The organism is Picosynechococcus sp. PCC 7003 (genome assembly GCF_001693255.1).
In the GTDB taxonomy this organism is placed as follows: domain Bacteria; phylum Cyanobacteriota; class Cyanobacteriia; order Cyanobacteriales; family MRBY01; genus MRBY01.
Map to the genome: position 1 here is coordinate 670530 of NZ_CP016474.1, position 16182 is coordinate 686711.

Sequence of the window (16182 nt, forward strand, 5' to 3'; positions counted from 1 at the left end):
CCCATGAAAAAGCCTACTGCTGCTCCCCAAACCCAAACTGTTCCAATGCAAGTGTTGATTGCGCCGGCCCAAGTGCTCAAGGGAAATAATGCCCTGGCCCAAGCTGGCGCGGCGATCGCCCGTTGGGGGAAACGTCCCTTTGTGGTGGGGGGGCAGCAGAGCCTCGAAAAACTGGCAATCCCGCTCCAGACCCTAGCCGAACAAGAAAAACTCGATCTCGCGACCGGTAGTTATAGCCCCGACTGTTCCGAAGCGTCCCTCAAAGAACTCAATAAAAAGTTCAAAGCCCACAAGGCGGATTTTGTCATCGGCATCGGCGGCGGCAAGGCCCTAGATACGGCCAAACTGCTCGCCCATCAGCAACGTTGCCCCATTGTGACTGTGCCCACTTCGGCGGCTACCTGTGCTGCTTGGACGGCTTTGTCGAATATTTATTCTAACCAGGGGGCCTTTCAATATGATGTGGGCTTGGATCAATGCCCGAATCTTTTGATTCTGGACTATGACTTGGTACGTACTGCGCCGCAACGAACTCTGATTGCGGGGATTGGGGATGCGATCGCCAAATGGTACGAAGCTTCCGTCAGCAGCGGTCATTCCCCCCAGACCCTTACCATTGCCGCTGTCCAAGAAGCACGCATTCTCCGGGACCTCCTCTTCCAAAAATCCCCCCAGGCGATCGCCGATGTCCACAGTTCCGCCTGGCAAGAAGTGGTTGATGCGACGGTTCTTCTCGCCGGCGTGATCGGTGGCTTAGGGGGAGCCAATTGTCGTACCGTGGCTGCCCATGCAGTTCACAACGGGTTAACCCATCTGCCTGCCGCCCATGGCATCTTGCACGGTGAGAAAGTTGCCTACGGAATTTTGGTGCAGCTCCGTCTCGAAGAAATTTGCCAAAAAAGTCAGTTGGCTGAAACAGCCCGCCAACAGCTCCTACAGTTTTACCGAGACATTGGCTTACCGAAGAGCCTCGCTGATCTCGGTCTGAATACGATGACCTTGGCCGAATTACGCCAGGTGGCAGAGATTACCTGTCAGCCCCAGTCAGACATCCACCGTTTGCCCTTCACTGTTAGCCCAGACCAGTTAATGGCGGCGATGGTTTCCACAGAAGCGACCAGAGAAAACGCTTCCCTTGAAGTCCATCCTGCCGCCGAAGCAACCAAAGCACAGGCTTAGGATTTCCAGGTCTAGACAATTGACATCTGGCGGCATCCCTAGGGTTTAATGGGGCACGGGCAATCCATATAAAAACGGCAAAACAAAAGCATGAAACACAAAGTGGGCGTCATTGGCGGCGGACAACTCGCCTGGATGATGGGGGCAGAAGCCCGGAGCCTTGGCATGGAACTGTGGGTACAAACACCCAACGCCAGCGATCCAGCGGTTTCCAATGCCGATCAAGTGATCATCGGGGCGATCGACGATCTAGCATCTACGGCCAAGCTGGTGGAAAACTGCCATGTGGTCACCTTCGAAAATGAATTTGTTGATCTCGAAGCCCTCGATACCCTCGTTAAACGAGGAGCAAAATTTTTCCCTTCTCTGCCCTTTCTCGCCGCCCTCCTGGACAAATATGATCAACGGCGCTGCTGTCAACGGTTTGATATTCCGGTGCCGACCTTCGTCCCTTGGCAACTGGGTGAACCGCTGCCCCCTGGTTGGGAATTTCCGTTGGTCGTGAAGGCCCGTCGTCATGGTTATGACGGTAAAGGTACATTTATCGTTAAAGATGCGGCTGCTTTACAGGCTTTACCAACGGATTTAGCCGATACGCCTCTACTTTTAGAAGCGTTTGTGCCCTTTGAGCAGGAATTGGCGGTGATGGTGACCCGCAACCGTCGAGGAGAAATTCGCACCTTTCCGACGGTGGAAACCCAGCAAATTGATCAAGTGTGTCGTTGGGTTCTTGCCCCTGCGGCAGTTCCTCAGGCGGTGGTGGATCAAGTTGAAAAGATTGCCCACACCTTAGCTGAGGGGTTAAATCTGGTGGGCATCATGGGGATTGAGTTGTTTCTTACCCCCGAGGGACAAGTATTAGTGAATGAGATTGCCCCCCGCACCCATAATTCGGGGCATTTTAGTTTGGATGCTTGTCAGACGTCGCAGTTTGCGATGCAACTCCAGGCGATCGCCGATTTGCCCCTGGGGAATCCGAAGATGCTTAGTGCTGGGGCGGTGATGGTAAATTTACTGGGGTTTGAGCACAGCACGGGGGATTATGCCCACAAACGGCAGATGTTGACCCAATTTCCCCAGAGTCATATCCATTGGTATAACAAAACAAGTGCCAGTCCGGGACGAAAACTAGGTCATGTCACGGTTTTAAGTGAAACCAATGACCGAGAAACCCTGATGGCGATCGCCAAGCAAATTGAAACCATTTGGTATGGCAATGCTAGCCCCACCTAAAACTTTTGGTTAGCGCTGGCGACCGGTCCAGTGGGAGCCAGAAAAAGGCGTCCCTCCCAGCTGAGTAACCTTTTCTGGGGTCATCACATACACCCAAGCCTCCGTTAGAATCGTTTTTGTCTCTGTGTAAACAGGAGCTTGGAGTCGCTGATATTCATTGAGGGAAGGCGATCGCTCCGGTTGATAATCTTCGAGGACATCTAGGTTCACTAACACACCGGGATCCGTGAACCGTAGCAAGTAACCTTCTACCCAGCCTGGCTCTGGGGTGAGGGCCGGATAACCCACAGGCAACTGGTAAAGCTTCCCTGGGATTAAGGCTTTTTCAATATGGGGATGATGGGGGGCACAGTAACGGGGAAAATTAACTTCTCCCGGCTGAAGAGTGCCATAGACAAAAACCTTTAGCATGGGGAGATTTCCGACCAAGAACAACAGGGGGTGAAACCGTGAAAAGCTATAATCAGGGGCAAAATCATGTGCTTTCGTAAGGGGAAAATGGGCAATGGCTAAACGCTACAATATTTTGCTCGTCGATGATGAACCGGGTGTCCGGGAGGCTGTCCAGGCCTATTTAGAAGATGATGAAGCCCTCACCGTCACCACCGCCGAGAATGCCACCAAAGCCTGGGACGTTCTGCAAACGTTTACACCGGACTTGGTGATTTCTGACATTATGATGCCCCAGGTGGATGGTTATCAGTTTTTGGGCCAACTGCGCGACGATCCTCGCTTTAAAACTCTCCCGGTGATTTTCCTGACGGCCCGTGGCATGACTGGCGATCGCATTCAAGGCTACCAAGCAGGCTGTGATGCCTATTTACCAAAACCCTTTGAACCCGAAGAACTCGAAGCGATTGTGAAAAATCTTCTGACCCGGGAAGCGGCGATCGCCGAACAGCAAGAAGGCGGCGGCAGTAACCTCGAAGGCATTGCCCAGGATCTCCGGGAGATTAAACAATTTCTGGGCCAGCAAAATCAACTGGTCACTACCCCACCGCCCTTGAAAATTGACCTGACCCCCAGGGAACAAAGCGTTCTCGACCTCGTAGCCCAGGGACTAATGAATAAAGAAATTGCCAAGGAGCTCGAAACCAGCGTCCGCAACGTCGAAAAGTACGTTAGTCGCCTATTTAGCAAAACGGGAACCAATAGTCGGACAGAATTGGTACGCTACGCCCTCAAGCATGGTTTAACGCAATAGTTAACGAGGGTAGGTAATCCCTCAGTCTTACGCCATGATTTAGCCCTTTTTTTGTAGTTTTAGTCCAACAAGCGACGATGCCCCAACAAGATCAAGTCCATCCCCAAGCCAACCGCGATCGCCTGATTGTGGATAGCCTCCTCAAAGGAGAACCCACAGAACAGGCCCTGGTGGAATTGGCACGGCTCCATCTGCGCTATGAGGGCTTTCCGGGGGCGAGGGAAATTCAGCAGGATTTGAAATTGCTGTTTCAACAGTGGGGCCTGACGGAGGACGTTTTATTCGCTAAAACCAGGGAAATCCATGCGGCTGGGCGAGCCTATAAACATCTACGCCATGGCGAGGAGCAACAGGATTGGAGTTAACACCCGCAACCTTCACCGAAAAACTCACCGGGGCGATCGCCGCCCAAAAGACCCTCCTCGTGGCCGGTCTCGATCCAAACCCGGAAATGCTGCCGGATTCTTTACGCACCGGCGATTTAATTCAAAACCTCAAAACGTGGCTCCTGGGGATCATTGACCAGACCCAGGATCTCGTCTGTGCCTACAAGCCGACCCTCGGTTTTTATCAAGCCTTGGGGGTGCCGGGGTTGCAACTCCTAGAAACGGTATTGGAACATATCCCCTCCCACATTGCCGTAATTCTCGATGCGAAACACGCGGATCTCAACACCAGCAGCATTTTCGCCCAGGCCATATTTGAGACGTGGCAAGTGGATGCAGTCACCCTCAGCGCCTACCCCGGCCAAGACCATGTTGCGCCCTTTCTGCTATATCCCGACAAAGGTGTTTTCTTGCAATGTCGCACCTCTAACCCCGGTGCCTTTCCCCTCCAAAATTACCCCGATCTGGAACGGCCTTTTTATCTGCACCTGATCCAAGAAATCAAACAGTGGGGCACCCCCGAACAACTTTTCTTAGAAATTGGAGGCGATCGCCCGGAGGTTTTTCGCCAAGTGCGTGCCATTGCCCCAGAACGCTGGATCCTCGCCCGTAGTATCTGGCAACGGAGCGAAAACCTCGAAGAAATCATTCACCAGGGTTTAAATTCCAATGGGTCTGGCCTCTTAATTCCCATTCCTAACGATGACCTCAGTCAAACAGATTGTCGGCAACCCGTCGCCCAGCTACGGCAAAAAATTGAAGACATCCGCCGGCGTTATACCCCCAGCAATGCCCGTTGTGATTTGCTCCAAACGCCGACGAATTTCCCCACAGCCCACCCCCAGGCGGAGTTGATTGTGCAGTTGTTTGACCTGGGCTGTTTGCTCTTTGGGGAATATGTTCAGGCCTCCGGGGCGACGTTTTCCTATTACATCGATCTACGCAAAATTATTTCTAACCCCCAGGTCTTTAACCAGGTGCTCAATGCCTATGGGGCGATCGCCAAAACCCTAAAATTTGACCGCATCGCTGGGATTCCCTACGGTTCACTCCCCACGGCAACGGGGCTGGCTCTGAAATTAAACTACCCGATGATTTTTCCCCGTAAGGAAGTCAAGGCCCATGGCACCCGGCGGGTGATCGAAGGCCATTTCGAGCCAGGGGAAACGATTCTGGTCGTCGATGATGTGCTGATTACGGGCAAAAGTATCGTTGAGGGGGCCAAAAAACTGGAGTCAGCGGGACTAGCAGTTAAAGATATGGTTGTCCTCATTGACCACGAAGCAGGCGTTAAGGACCGGCTCCAGGCCCAGGGGTACCAAGCTCACGCCATTTTAACCATTTCTGAAATCACAGAAACCCTTTTTCAGGCGGGCCGCATTGACCAGAATCAATATGATTGCCTCGTGAGCCATTGAGCTTTTTCCAGACAAAATGCTGCCAGTGCTTGGGTCTTTTGCGTACAGTAGAAGAGAAAAACCTTCACCGACGACGACCCCATGGGATTACATCTGTTTGAGCATTTACAAATGGCGATCGCCACCCTCCGCACCAACAAAATGCGCAGTGGGTTAACGATGCTCGGCATCATCATCGGTAATGCGTCCGTGATTGCCATGGTCGGTTTAGGTCAAGGTGCCCAAAAACTTGCCACAGAACAGTTTGAATCCCTGGGTTCCAATGTTTTGTTTATCATTCCCGGATCGCGGGCCGCCCAGCGCACCACCATCGATTTACCGAAGACGTTGGTTTGGGAAGATGCCAAGGCGATCGCCGAACAGGTGCCAAACGTAGCGGCGGTGGCTCCCCAGATTAATAGTCGCGGTTTAGTCACATTTCGCGGGATTAATAAAGATTCCTTGCTCTTGGGGATTACCCCCGAATTCATTGAGGTGCGCGAATTTACCCTGGCCCAAGGCCGGTTTGTGACCGATAGTGATGTGGAGCGCAATAAGCGCGTTGCTGTGATTGGGTCTGAGATTGCCACGGAGCTTTTCCCGAACATCGAGCCGGTGGGTCAAAAACTCCGGGTTAAAAATCTCACCTTTGATGTGATTGGCGTTTTAGAAGAAAAAGGAGCTTCCTTTGGTACCAACCAGGACAACGCCGTTTATATGCCCCTAACCACGATGTCCAACCAGGTGGTGGGCCGTACGTCTCCCTATGGCACCGAATTAACCTTTATTTCCGTTTCCAGTGAAAGCGAAGACCGGGTCAGGGCGATGACCTTTCAGATCAAAAACCTGCTGCGGCTGCGCCACAAGATCGTCGATGAGGATGATTTTAGTGTCCAAAGTCAACAGGATCTATTGGATGTGGCGAATACAATTACCGGGGCTTTAACCACAATGTTGGCGGCGATCGCCGGTATTTCTCTTCTGGTGGGGGGCATCGGCATCATGAATATTATGTTGGTGTCTGTCACCGAGCGCACGAAAGAAATTGGTCTCCGTAAAGCCCTTGGTGCCACAGAAAACGACGTTTTATATCAATTCCTAATTGAATCGGTGATCCTGGCGGGAATCGGTGGGATCTTTGGTACGAGCCTAGGCCTAGGAGGTATATTTCTCGCCAATGTCTTGACTCCCCTGGCGGCCCCGGTTTCTGTGACAGCGATTGTGATGGCGGTAGGTGTTTCTGGGGGAATTGGCTTATTTTTTGGGGTGTTTCCGGCACGACAGGCGGCCCGTTTAGACCCAATTGTTGCCCTCCGCAGCGAGTAGAATTTTGCCCCTAATTACAGGGATGGATCGGGGTCTACAGCCAAACTTCAATCTGCTATACTTTATTAGCCCAAAACCCTTGGACGCATAGCTCAGTGGATAGAGCAACCGCCTTCTAAGCGGTCGGTCGCAGGTTCGAATCCTGCTGCGTCCGTTTTTCTCGACAAATACATATCGTCTATGGCACTGGTACACGGCACTTGGATTTTTCAGGCACAGCAATCCTACTTTTTTCTGTGGAGTGAGGCCTGGCGCAGTGAGTCCGGAGTAACCCCGCCAGATTATCCCTTTGGGGGCGATCGCCAAAGCCTCGAAACCCAACTCCAGGACTATGGGGTGACGATGCCCGAAAACGCCCAGTGGCTAGAAACAACGTTTTTTCTGCCCAGCACCAAAGGCACCAAGACAAAACCCTCGATCCCGCTCCTTTCCAATCAAACCCAGATTCCGGATCAACTGGATTGGGCCGACTGGCAAATTTGGGGCCTCGCCCTAAACCCCCGCCAGGCAGCGAATATTATTCAGTCCTTGCCCCTCACCGATGATGCCCTTGCGGGGGATCTCCGGTTTTGGTGGCAGGTGTGCCGCTGGAGCCTTGATCTAGTCGTGCGGCGCAAATTTCTCCCCCATGTCACCCCCCTCCCGACGGGAGAGGCCCTGGCGACTTGGGTGCCCCTATTGGATAGCGTCACAGAACAGCAGCGGTTTGCTCAGTTTTTGCAACAAATGCCAGGGATTTGTACGGTCGGCCAAACACCCGCCCAAGTGTTACTGAGTTTTCTCACGGCGATGGTCGATGCCCAGGTACGCCCCCATGGGAAGCCCCTGCAAAATTTTCCGAAAACCTCCGTTGTGTTCCCCTGGTGCGATCGCCTCTCCAAAGCCAAAGCGACCTTTGAGGATTTGCCCCGCCAACTGGGCCATGCCTATGAAAATTGGACCTTTCCCGTGCGGGAATATCTGGTGGAACCGCCGGATTTTGCCCTAAATCAGCCCCTATTTCGCGCCTGTTTTCAACTGTTGCCCCCCACCGCAGACCAAGACCGTTGGCAATTGCAATATGGTTTGCAGGCCTTGGGAAATGCGGAAAGTATTGTCACGGCGGATCAGGTTTGGCAAGATCCCAGTCAACCCCAGGAAATTTTATTAAAGGGTCTGGGCCTTGCTTCGCGTTTATACGGCCCCATTGGCGAAAGTTTAGGGGGGCCGCAGCCCTGTGGTTGTCCTCTGGATGCGATCCAAGCCTATGAGTTTATCCGTTCGGTGGCCTGGCAATTGCGAGATAAAGGCCTAGGGGTAATCCTGCCGGAGGGTTTGGAAGCCGGGAGCAATGAGGTGCGCCTTGGCATTAAAATTTCTGCCCGGGTGAAAGATGAAAGTCGTTTAAATCTCCAGAGTCTGTTGCAGTACAAACTGGAGGTGGCCGTTGGCGAAACGACTCTCACAGAACGGGAATTTCAGGATCTGCTGGCACGGCGATCGCCTCTGGTAGAAGTGAAGGGGCAATGGCTAGCTCTCCAACCCACCGATGTGCGCGCCGCCCAGGAAATTTACCAAACAAAAATGGCTGAACAGCCCCTGCGGGTCGAAGATGCCCTGCGCTTGGGGGCAGAACCGGGCCAGGTGTTTGCGAAGTTGCCCGTGGTTGGCTTTGAGGCTTCCGGAGCCTTGCGGGAACTCCTCGATCATCTGACGAATAATGAATCCCTCAAGCTAATTGAGCCACCGGACTCGCTCCAGGGGACGCTCCGGCCCTACCAGCACAAGGGGATGAGTTGGCTGAGCTTTTTACAAAAATGGGGCTTAGGGGCTTGCCTCGCCGATGATATGGGTCTGGGGAAAACAATCCAGGCGATCGCCTTTTTATTGACCCTCCAGGAAAACAAAAAACTGACCCAGCCGGTGCTGTTGGTTTGTCCGACCTCCGTGGTGAGTAATTGGGAACGCGAAATTAGCAAATTTGCCCCCAGCTTAAAAACGTTGATTCACCATGGCGATCGCCGCGCCAAAGGAAAAACCTTTGCCAGTACAGCCCAGCAATATGATGTGATTCTCACCAGCTATTCCTTGGTTTTCCGGGACCAAAAAGACTTGGCCACAGTATCTTGGCAGGGCATGATCCTTGATGAAGCTCAAAATATCAAGAATCCCCAGGCGAAACAGGCCCAAGCGGTGCGCGCCCTCGATAGTGGCTTTCGCATTGCCCTCACGGGAACCCCCGTGGAAAATCGCCTCAGGGAACTCTGGTCAATCCTTGATTTTCTCAACCCCAATTTCCTCGGCACCCAACAATTTTTCCAACGGCGCTTTGCGATTCCCATCGAAAAATATGGCGATCGCCAAACCCTCCAGAGTCTCCGTAAGCTCACCCAACCCTTTATCCTGCGCCGCCTCAAGACCGACAAGACGATTATCCAAGACCTGCCCGAAAAACAAGAAATGGAAGTCTTTTGCAGTCTCTCGAAAGACCAAGCCAATCTTTATCAAAAACTGGTGGATGAATCCCTCGCGGAAATCGAAAACACCGACGGCATTAAACGGCGCGGCCTAATCCTTACCCTGCTGCTACGGCTCAAACAGCTTTGTAATCACCCTGTACTGCTCCAGAGCAAGCCCAAACTTGGCAAAAACTTTGCCCCCCGTTCCGGCAAACTGCTCCGCCTCGAAGAAATGCTCGAAGAATTGATCTCCGAAGGCGATCGCGCCTTGATCTTCACCCAATTTTCTGAATGGGGCAAGCTGCTCCAACCCTACCTCCAGGAACGCCTCGGCCGGGATGTCCTCTTTCTCTATGGCGCAACCCGACGGGAAGCCCGCCAACAAATGTGCGATCGCTTCCAAAACGATCCCAATGGCCCGCCCATTTTCATTCTGTCCCTCAAAGCAGGGGGCACCGGGTTGAATTTAACCCGCGCTAACCATGTGTTCCACGTCGATCGCTGGTGGAATCCGGCCGTAGAAGACCAGGCCACCGACCGCGCCTTCCGCATCGGCCAGAAGCAAAATGTCCAGGTGCATAAATTCGTTAGCACCGGCACCCTCGAAGAAAAAATTAGCGCGATGATCGCCAGCAAAAAAGAACTGGCGGAACAAACTGTCGATACCGGTGAAAATTGGCTGACGGAACTAGATACAAATCAACTGCGAGATTTACTGCTCCTAGAGCGCGATCGCCTCATGGAGGAATAACCAGGGGAATCCCCCCGCACCGTTATAATGGAAAGCCTGAACACCCAACCCACAAATTTACTACCACCTCGTATGCAAAAACGTAGCTCCTTCGATTCTGCAGAAATTATGCACCGGGCTGAAGATCTAATGCAGGCCGCATCCAATCGTTACCGCATTACCGTGCAGGTGGCTCAGCGGGCTAAGCGCCGCCGTTATGAAGAATTTGATGCCGTTGAAGATCCGTTAATGAAGCCGCCGATCCGCGCCATTATCGAGATGTCCGATGAACTGACCCAGCCTGAAATTATTGGCGAATAGTTCAAACCATATTCTTGGTTAGGTTTGCCGTTCCTAAGGGGTTAACGAGCGACCTTTAACCAGAAAATCCGCAAGAAGTTTGTGGGGAGCGATGTATTACAGGCGTCAACCAGTACACTGGGATCGTTGGCAACTCAGTGTAAGACATTCGTAAGCTTCCCATGAAACTGCTGTTGGTAGATGATGACCCCATTTTTCGTCTAGGCTTTTGTACCGCTTTGGCCCAGGAAACGGATTGGGCGATCGCCGCAGAAAATTTCAGCACCATTTTGGCAGCATCCCCCCGCAAGGATTTGGATCTAATTCTCTGTGATCCAGCCTGGCAGGGGGATCGTTATTGGCGTCGATATCGCGAACTGCAACTTCTTTATCCGACAACGCCCCTAGCTCTCTGCACGGCACAACTGGATCCAGAACGGATTTTACAGGCGAAACGGGATGGACTGGCGGGTTATTTTCCCAAAGGATTGGCGATTACCGATCTCGTCCCAGAGCTGAGTACCATCGCCGCTGGCGGTAAAGTTTGGTCTCAACGTCCCCAGGGTATTAACCAAAATCTGTTCGCTGGGATGCGTCGCCGGGGTCTTGACCAGATTTACACGGCCCTAGATCGCGTCGAAACTTACCTCGCCCAAGAGAACCTCTCGCCCATATACCGCGCGGTTTTCGCGGGACAACAACGAGAACTCAAAACAGTCGCCTGGCTCCTGCGCCATTGCCTGCCCCAAAGTGCTATTTTCCTGAATACAATTCCTCCTGCCCAGCCCCAGACCTCTCCTGCTGGTGCCCTTACCATCGCTCCGCCCGTAGACATTACGACGACCAATACCCGCTGGCAAACCCTCCTCGAAAAGACCTTTGGGAAGCTCAATGGCTCCCTGAAAAATGCCACTGGCGGTAGTTTAGAACTAGAGATTGTTACCCCAGAAAAACGGCGGGAACTGCTCTACATCATTCTGCAACAACTCAATTTTATTTTTAATGATCCCCAGTGGAAAACTTTAGACCCCGAAGCTTTCCAGGCCCAACATCAACGCAGCATTCGCAACCTCTGGAAATTTAGCGCCCAGGAATTTATTGGCCGTTACCATCTCACCGCTGACAATCAGGCTGAAGGCTTTTTAGAGTTGCTCAATCGGGTGGCGATCGCCAATGCCCCAGACTTAAACCAGAGACTACCCCAAAGCGACGACTTATTTGCCTATTTACTGCAAGACCAACCCCTCACCATCGATAATGTCACCTATCGCCTTGAGGCCAGGGAAACCCTACTGCGCAGCCAACTCATTTTAGAAAATTTGTTGATTGCTATTGGTAACGATATTCTACAATTTATTTTAAATACCTTGCCAGAGCCGGAGTTACTCAAAGCAGAAATTTACCAACCAAAGCTACGTTCTTCCCGCAACATTGCTCGTTTTCGCAATGATCTATCGTGGGCCTACCGCCTGCGCAAATATTGGTTAGAACCGAAGGCCATTTTTGAAAGTCAACATCAATTTTTGAGCGTTAGTCCAAGCGGCATTGTCCAAACCGCCGTTTACCAGCCCCGCTCCGCAGAACTCGCAAACCTTGAGGGAATTCCCTGGCTGGTGACAATTCTCCTGGAATTGAGGGATGCCCTTGCCCCTCGAATTCGTGCCCTCGTAGCCTGGCTCGGTGAAATTTTAGTTTACGTGCTAACCAATGTGATTGGCCGAGCCCTTGGGTTAATCGCTAGGGGCATCGTCGAAGGAGCTGGCAGCAGTTGGCAACATCTCCGGGCGCGCCAAATTGAGCTAGCAAACATGGCCCGGAAAAATTCCTAAGAAGACAATAAGTCTGCTAATTAGCTTCAGAGAAACTGCTATGATCCTGGTTGCAATTGCCTTTCTCTGCCATGGCTTACCGTAATCCTGCTCCCACCGTCGATATCATTGTTGAACTCTGCGATCGTCCCCATCGGCCAATTATTTTAGTTGAACGCAAATATGAACCCTTTGGCTGGGCGATTCCAGGGGGTTTTGTGGATTATGGTGAAACGGTGGAGGGGGCCGCAAAACGGGAAGCCCTAGAGGAAATTTCCCTGGAGGTGCAATTGGTTGAGCAATTTTGTGTGTACTCTGATCCCGCCCGTGATCCGCGCCAACACACCATTAGTGTGGTCTTTATCGCCACGGCAACGGGAGACCCCAAAGCGGCAGATGATGCCAAAACAGTCGGCATTTTTCAGCCGTGGGACGTCCCGCAAAATTTATGTTTTGATCATGGGCGCATTTTGCAGGATTATTGGTCTTACCGCCACCACGGGATGCGTCCCCGTTTGGGTGCTTAATGTGATCTGCAATTTTTAAACGGTTTTGAGAGTTTAGTGATGGAAAAAAAAGTTATTCAAACTAATAATGCCCCCGCCCCCGTTGGCCCCTATAACCAGGCGATCGCCGCTTCCGGAAAGATGTTATTTTGTTCTGGCCAAATTGCGCTTGATCCCGCCACGGGCCAAATTATTGATGGGGATGTGCAAGCCCAAACCAAACAGGTCATGGCAAATTTAGCGGCGGTGTTAAAAGAAGCTGGTGCCACTTGGGAAAATGTGGTTAAAACGGGCGTTTTCCTAAAGGATATGAATGATTTTGCAGCGGTTAATGCTGTGTATGCCACCTATTTTGATGAAGCTACAGCCCCTGCCCGCGCCTGTGTCGAAGTGGCCCGTCTGCCGAAGGATGTCCTTGTCGAGATTGAATGTATTGCCGTGCTTTAAACACACAACTAAAGCTGCATTCTTGATCAAGTCCTACCCAAAGAAAAACCTCCACTTCTCATCGGAAATGGAGGCTCTTTTTTATTTTTATACTTGTCACATTCTCCTAGGTTTAGTTTGTTATCTAGCCCTAGGTGTTGGGATTTCTAGGAGCGGTTGGAACTGTAGGAACGGCGTCCCCGGGAGCGATCGCCTTTGTAGCCACCGCCACCCCCTTTGTAGTTAGAAGAGCGACGTCCGCTGCTGCGGCCACCTTTTTTCGTGGGCTTGGGTAAACCAGTCGTCGTGCTGACTTCTGGCACTTCCCAATCTTCATTGAGCCATTCAGGGGAATTGGTGTCGTACATCATCTGCAGTACCGCCGCGGCGATCGCCTGGGGATCATACTCATCACCCAAACGCTTCACAATCGGTAAGAAAGAAGCCATGCGTTCGCCAGCTAAAGCTTCCCGTACCTGGGTTTCCAGGCGGGTTACCCGTTGGGCTTCCACTTCAGTCCGACTGGGAATCGTTGAAACCTTGAGGGACTGTTTGACGCGCCGTTCAATTTGACGCAACAGACGGCGATCGCTGGGTTCAACAAGGGCGATCGCGGTACCCGTTTTCCCAGCCCGGCCTGTCCGACCGATCCGGTGGATGTAACTTTCCGTATTATCCGGCAAATCAAAGTTGATGACGTGGCTGAGGTTTTCCACGTCAAGACCCCGGGCCGCAATATCCGTGGCGACAATCATCTTGATCTTGCCTTCCTTAAAGCGACGTACCAGTTTTTCCCGTTGGTTTTGGTTGAGGTCACCGTGGTATTCATCGGCACTTTGGCCTGCTTCAACCAACTCGTTGGTCAACTCCGAAGCCGTGCGTTTGGTGCGCACAAAGATGATCGCCGATTCCGGGTCTGCCATTTCCAAGATTGGCAGTAGCGCCTTGGTTTTTGACCAACCACGCGGAATCATATAGACCTCTTGGGCAATGCGGTCGGGGGTTACCTGGGGCTGTTTGATCGTGATGTTGATCGGATCATTGAGGAAATTTTCCACGAGATCCCGGATTGCGGGGGGCATGGTCGCCGAGAAACAAACCGTTTGGCGAGTTTTCGGGGACTGACGCAAAATCTTTTTCACATCATCAATGAAACCCATGCTGAGCATTTCATCGGCTTCGTCGAGCACTGCCCAACGGAGTTCCTCAAAGGACAACTTACCCCGTTCGAGGAGATCGATCACTCGGCCCGGAGTCCCCACAACAATGTGGACGCCTCTTTGCAAGCTGCGAATTTGCCGTTCCATGGATTGGCCACCACAGACGGTGAGCACCCAGAGACGACGGTCTACGGCGAATTCCTTGAGGGACTGGGTCACCTGCACTGCCAGTTCACGGGTGGGCGTGAGGATCAAGCCCTGGACAGTCTTTTGTTCTAGGTCGATTTTTTCGAGGAAAGGCAGAGAGTAGGCGGCGGTTTTACCCGTACCTGTTTGGGAAAGCCCGACTACGTCCCGTCCTTCAAGGATTGCGGGGATCGCTTTACTTTGAATCTCGGTGGGCTTTTCGAAGCCGATATTTTCTAACAGGTCAACGCGAGCGTCGGATAAGCCGATGGTTTGAAAAGAAGTGGTCATAAAAAAGTTGTAAGGTTTATGGATGGGTTTTTGCTAAGGTTTGACAAAAATTGGGAATGACTTTTTTTGAGTACAATCCCTCCCCCAACCCTTTTCCCAAACTGGGTTCTTTGGAATAAAACCGATTGGATGCTTCTTAGCAGTCTGGACAATGCCGGGGGTGTGGCTGAACGGTCTAGTTATGCTTCCACGATAGTGCCGTAGAGGTCATAAATATCCGCAGCGGTAATTTGAACAGGGACAATACTGCCGAGGGAGGCTTCTCCGGTGACATATACGAGTCCGTCAACGTCTGGGGCAAACCGGGGCGATCGCCCGATTAATTCACCAGTCGCTGGGTTTTCCTGTTCGATCAGCACATCCACCGTTTGTCCGACACAAAGTTCATTGCGGCGGGCAGCAATCGGCTGTTGAATTTCCATCAGAGCATCCCGACGGCTATCTTTGACAGATTGCGGTAGTTGGTTCGGTAAATCAATGGCAGGGGTTCCTTCCTCAGCGGAGAAAGTAAACACACCCACATGATCAAACTCGTGACGTTTCACAAAATCCACGAGGTGCTGGAAGTGTTCTTCCGTCTCGCCGGGGAAACCCACGATAAAGGTGGTGCGCAAAATTGCATCGGGTAACGCCTCTTTCAGGTCTTCAATGATGCGATCATTGACGCGACCTTGCCAAGGACGATTCATCGCCCGAAGAATATCTGGATGAGAATGTTGTAGCGGGAGATCCAGATAGGGAATAACGTTGGGGGTATCACGCATCGCCGCGATTACCTCAGGGGTTAACCCCGTCGGATAAGCGTAATGGATACGGATCCAAGGTACATCGACGTCCCCCAAGGCTCTGAGAAGTTCAGCCAGTTTGGGTTTGCCGTAGATATCTTTGCCGTAGTTGGTGGTGATCTGAGAAATTAGAATAATTTCCTGGACACCCTGTTCTGCCAGTTGTTTAGCTTCAGCAACGATGGATTCAATGGGGCGCGATCGCTGATCCCCTCTAAGGTGGGGGATGATGCAAAAGGCACAGCGGTAATCACAACCTTCAGCCACCCGGAGATAAGCGACCGCTTCGTTGGTGGTGCGGTACCGGGGCACAGTTTCGTCGGCGATGTAAGTGATTTCTTGGGAAACTTCTTTGACGATCTCGCCCTGCTCAGTGCGTTGGATCACGTCAACAATCTTGTGGTAATCTCCAGTGCCTACAAGGGCGACGGCTTCAGGGAGTTCTTCTAAGAGTTGCTCCTGGAAGTGCTGCGCCATACAACCGGAAATGACAATTTTTTTATTAGCTTCAGCGAGTTCGACTAGGGTGCGCACAGATTCGGCACGGGCATCCTCGATAAAGCTACAGGTGTTGACGATGACGTAATCGGCCAGTTCCTCGTTTGCATCGACTTCATAACCAGCATTTACCAATAGCCCAATCATATGTTCGGAATCGATGCGGTTTTTTTCGCAACCAAGATGGGAAATGGCGATTGTCGGTTTTGTGGTCATGCAGTTTCTAGTAAAGAACGGAGTTCAGGTCAAGATCTAGGAACGATTTCTTAATGCATTTTAACGGATCTTGTCGCGATGCTGAAATATTTTTTGGGGATTTGTCAGCAAAC

Annotated in this window: 14 protein-coding genes and 1 tRNA gene; 12 read left to right on the plus strand and 3 right to left on the minus strand. The window is 51.9% G+C overall.

Annotated elements, in window-relative coordinates:
• The first annotated feature begins 3 nt into the window (after positions 1-3).
• Positions 4-1179: an iron-containing alcohol dehydrogenase family protein gene (locus tag AWQ21_RS03160; RefSeq protein ID WP_065713290.1), complete on the plus strand. Its 1176-nt coding sequence runs from the start codon at positions 4-6 to the stop codon at positions 1177-1179.
• A 90-nt stretch (positions 1180-1269) separates the two neighbouring features.
• On the plus strand, positions 1270-2412 hold the full coding sequence (locus AWQ21_RS03165; RefSeq protein WP_065713291.1) for a 5-(carboxyamino)imidazole ribonucleotide synthase: 1143 nt from the start codon (positions 1270-1272) through the stop codon (positions 2410-2412).
• Between the two features lie 9 nt (positions 2413-2421).
• Here the strand turns inward: AWQ21_RS03165 and AWQ21_RS03170 are convergent, their stop codons facing one another.
• Complete coding sequence (locus tag AWQ21_RS03170) at positions 2422-2823, minus strand: gamma-glutamylcyclotransferase (protein WP_065713292.1); 402 nt, start codon at positions 2821-2823, stop codon at positions 2422-2424.
• A gap of 94 nt (positions 2824-2917) precedes the next feature.
• On the opposite strand from AWQ21_RS03170, the gene AWQ21_RS03175 reads away from it, so the two are divergent.
• The 10 genes from AWQ21_RS03175 (at position 2918) to AWQ21_RS03220 (ending at position 12954) form a co-directional block, all read left to right on the plus strand.
• Entirely contained in the window at positions 2918-3616 is a 699-nt protein-coding gene (locus AWQ21_RS03175) for a response regulator transcription factor (RefSeq protein WP_065713293.1), read from the plus strand.
• Positions 3617-3693: 77 nt separating this feature from the next.
• Positions 3694-3981 carry a DUF3288 family protein gene (locus AWQ21_RS03180; protein WP_065713294.1) on the plus strand — a complete coding sequence of 96 codons (288 nt, stop codon included), beginning with the start codon at positions 3694-3696 and terminating at the stop codon, positions 3979-3981.
• A complete protein-coding gene (locus AWQ21_RS03185) occupies positions 3972-5420 on the plus strand; it encodes a bifunctional orotidine-5'-phosphate decarboxylase/orotate phosphoribosyltransferase (RefSeq protein ID WP_065713295.1) in 1449 nt (482 codons plus the stop codon). The genes AWQ21_RS03180 and AWQ21_RS03185 overlap by 10 nt, the downstream gene beginning before the upstream one ends.
• Positions 5421-5501: 81 nt before the next feature.
• Complete coding sequence (locus AWQ21_RS03190; protein WP_065713296.1) at positions 5502-6725, plus strand: ABC transporter permease; 1224 nt, start codon at positions 5502-5504, stop codon at positions 6723-6725.
• Positions 6726-6806: 81 nt separating this feature from the next.
• Positions 6807-6879, plus strand: a tRNA-Arg gene (locus AWQ21_RS03195).
• A 26-nt stretch (positions 6880-6905) separates the two neighbouring features.
• Positions 6906-9914, plus strand: a complete 3009-nt coding sequence (locus AWQ21_RS03200; RefSeq protein WP_065713297.1) for a DEAD/DEAH box helicase — start codon at positions 6906-6908, stop codon at positions 9912-9914.
• A gap of 72 nt (positions 9915-9986) precedes the next feature.
• Entirely contained in the window at positions 9987-10214 is a 228-nt protein-coding gene (locus AWQ21_RS03205) for a DNA-directed RNA polymerase subunit omega (protein WP_012306244.1), read from the plus strand.
• A 161-nt stretch (positions 10215-10375) separates the two neighbouring features.
• Positions 10376-12022: a DUF3685 domain-containing protein gene (locus AWQ21_RS03210; protein WP_065713298.1), complete on the plus strand. Its 1647-nt coding sequence runs from the start codon at positions 10376-10378 to the stop codon at positions 12020-12022.
• A gap of 71 nt (positions 12023-12093) precedes the next feature.
• Positions 12094-12528, plus strand: coding sequence for an NUDIX hydrolase (locus AWQ21_RS03215; RefSeq protein ID WP_065713299.1), 435 nt, complete (start codon positions 12094-12096; stop codon positions 12526-12528).
• 39 nt (positions 12529-12567) lie between these two features.
• A complete protein-coding gene (locus tag AWQ21_RS03220; RefSeq protein WP_065713300.1) occupies positions 12568-12954 on the plus strand; it encodes a RidA family protein in 387 nt (128 codons plus the stop codon).
• A 146-nt stretch (positions 12955-13100) separates the two neighbouring features.
• Here AWQ21_RS03220 and AWQ21_RS03225 read toward each other — a convergent pair whose 3' ends face one another.
• Positions 13101-14570, minus strand: a complete 1470-nt coding sequence (locus AWQ21_RS03225; RefSeq protein ID WP_065713301.1) for a DEAD/DEAH box helicase — start codon at positions 14568-14570, stop codon at positions 13101-13103.
• A 179-nt stretch (positions 14571-14749) separates the two neighbouring features.
• Positions 14750-16069 carry a 30S ribosomal protein S12 methylthiotransferase RimO gene (gene rimO, locus AWQ21_RS03230; protein WP_065713302.1) on the minus strand — a complete coding sequence of 440 codons (1320 nt, stop codon included), beginning with the start codon at positions 16067-16069 and terminating at the stop codon, positions 14750-14752.
• Positions 16070-16182 lie beyond the last annotated feature (113 nt).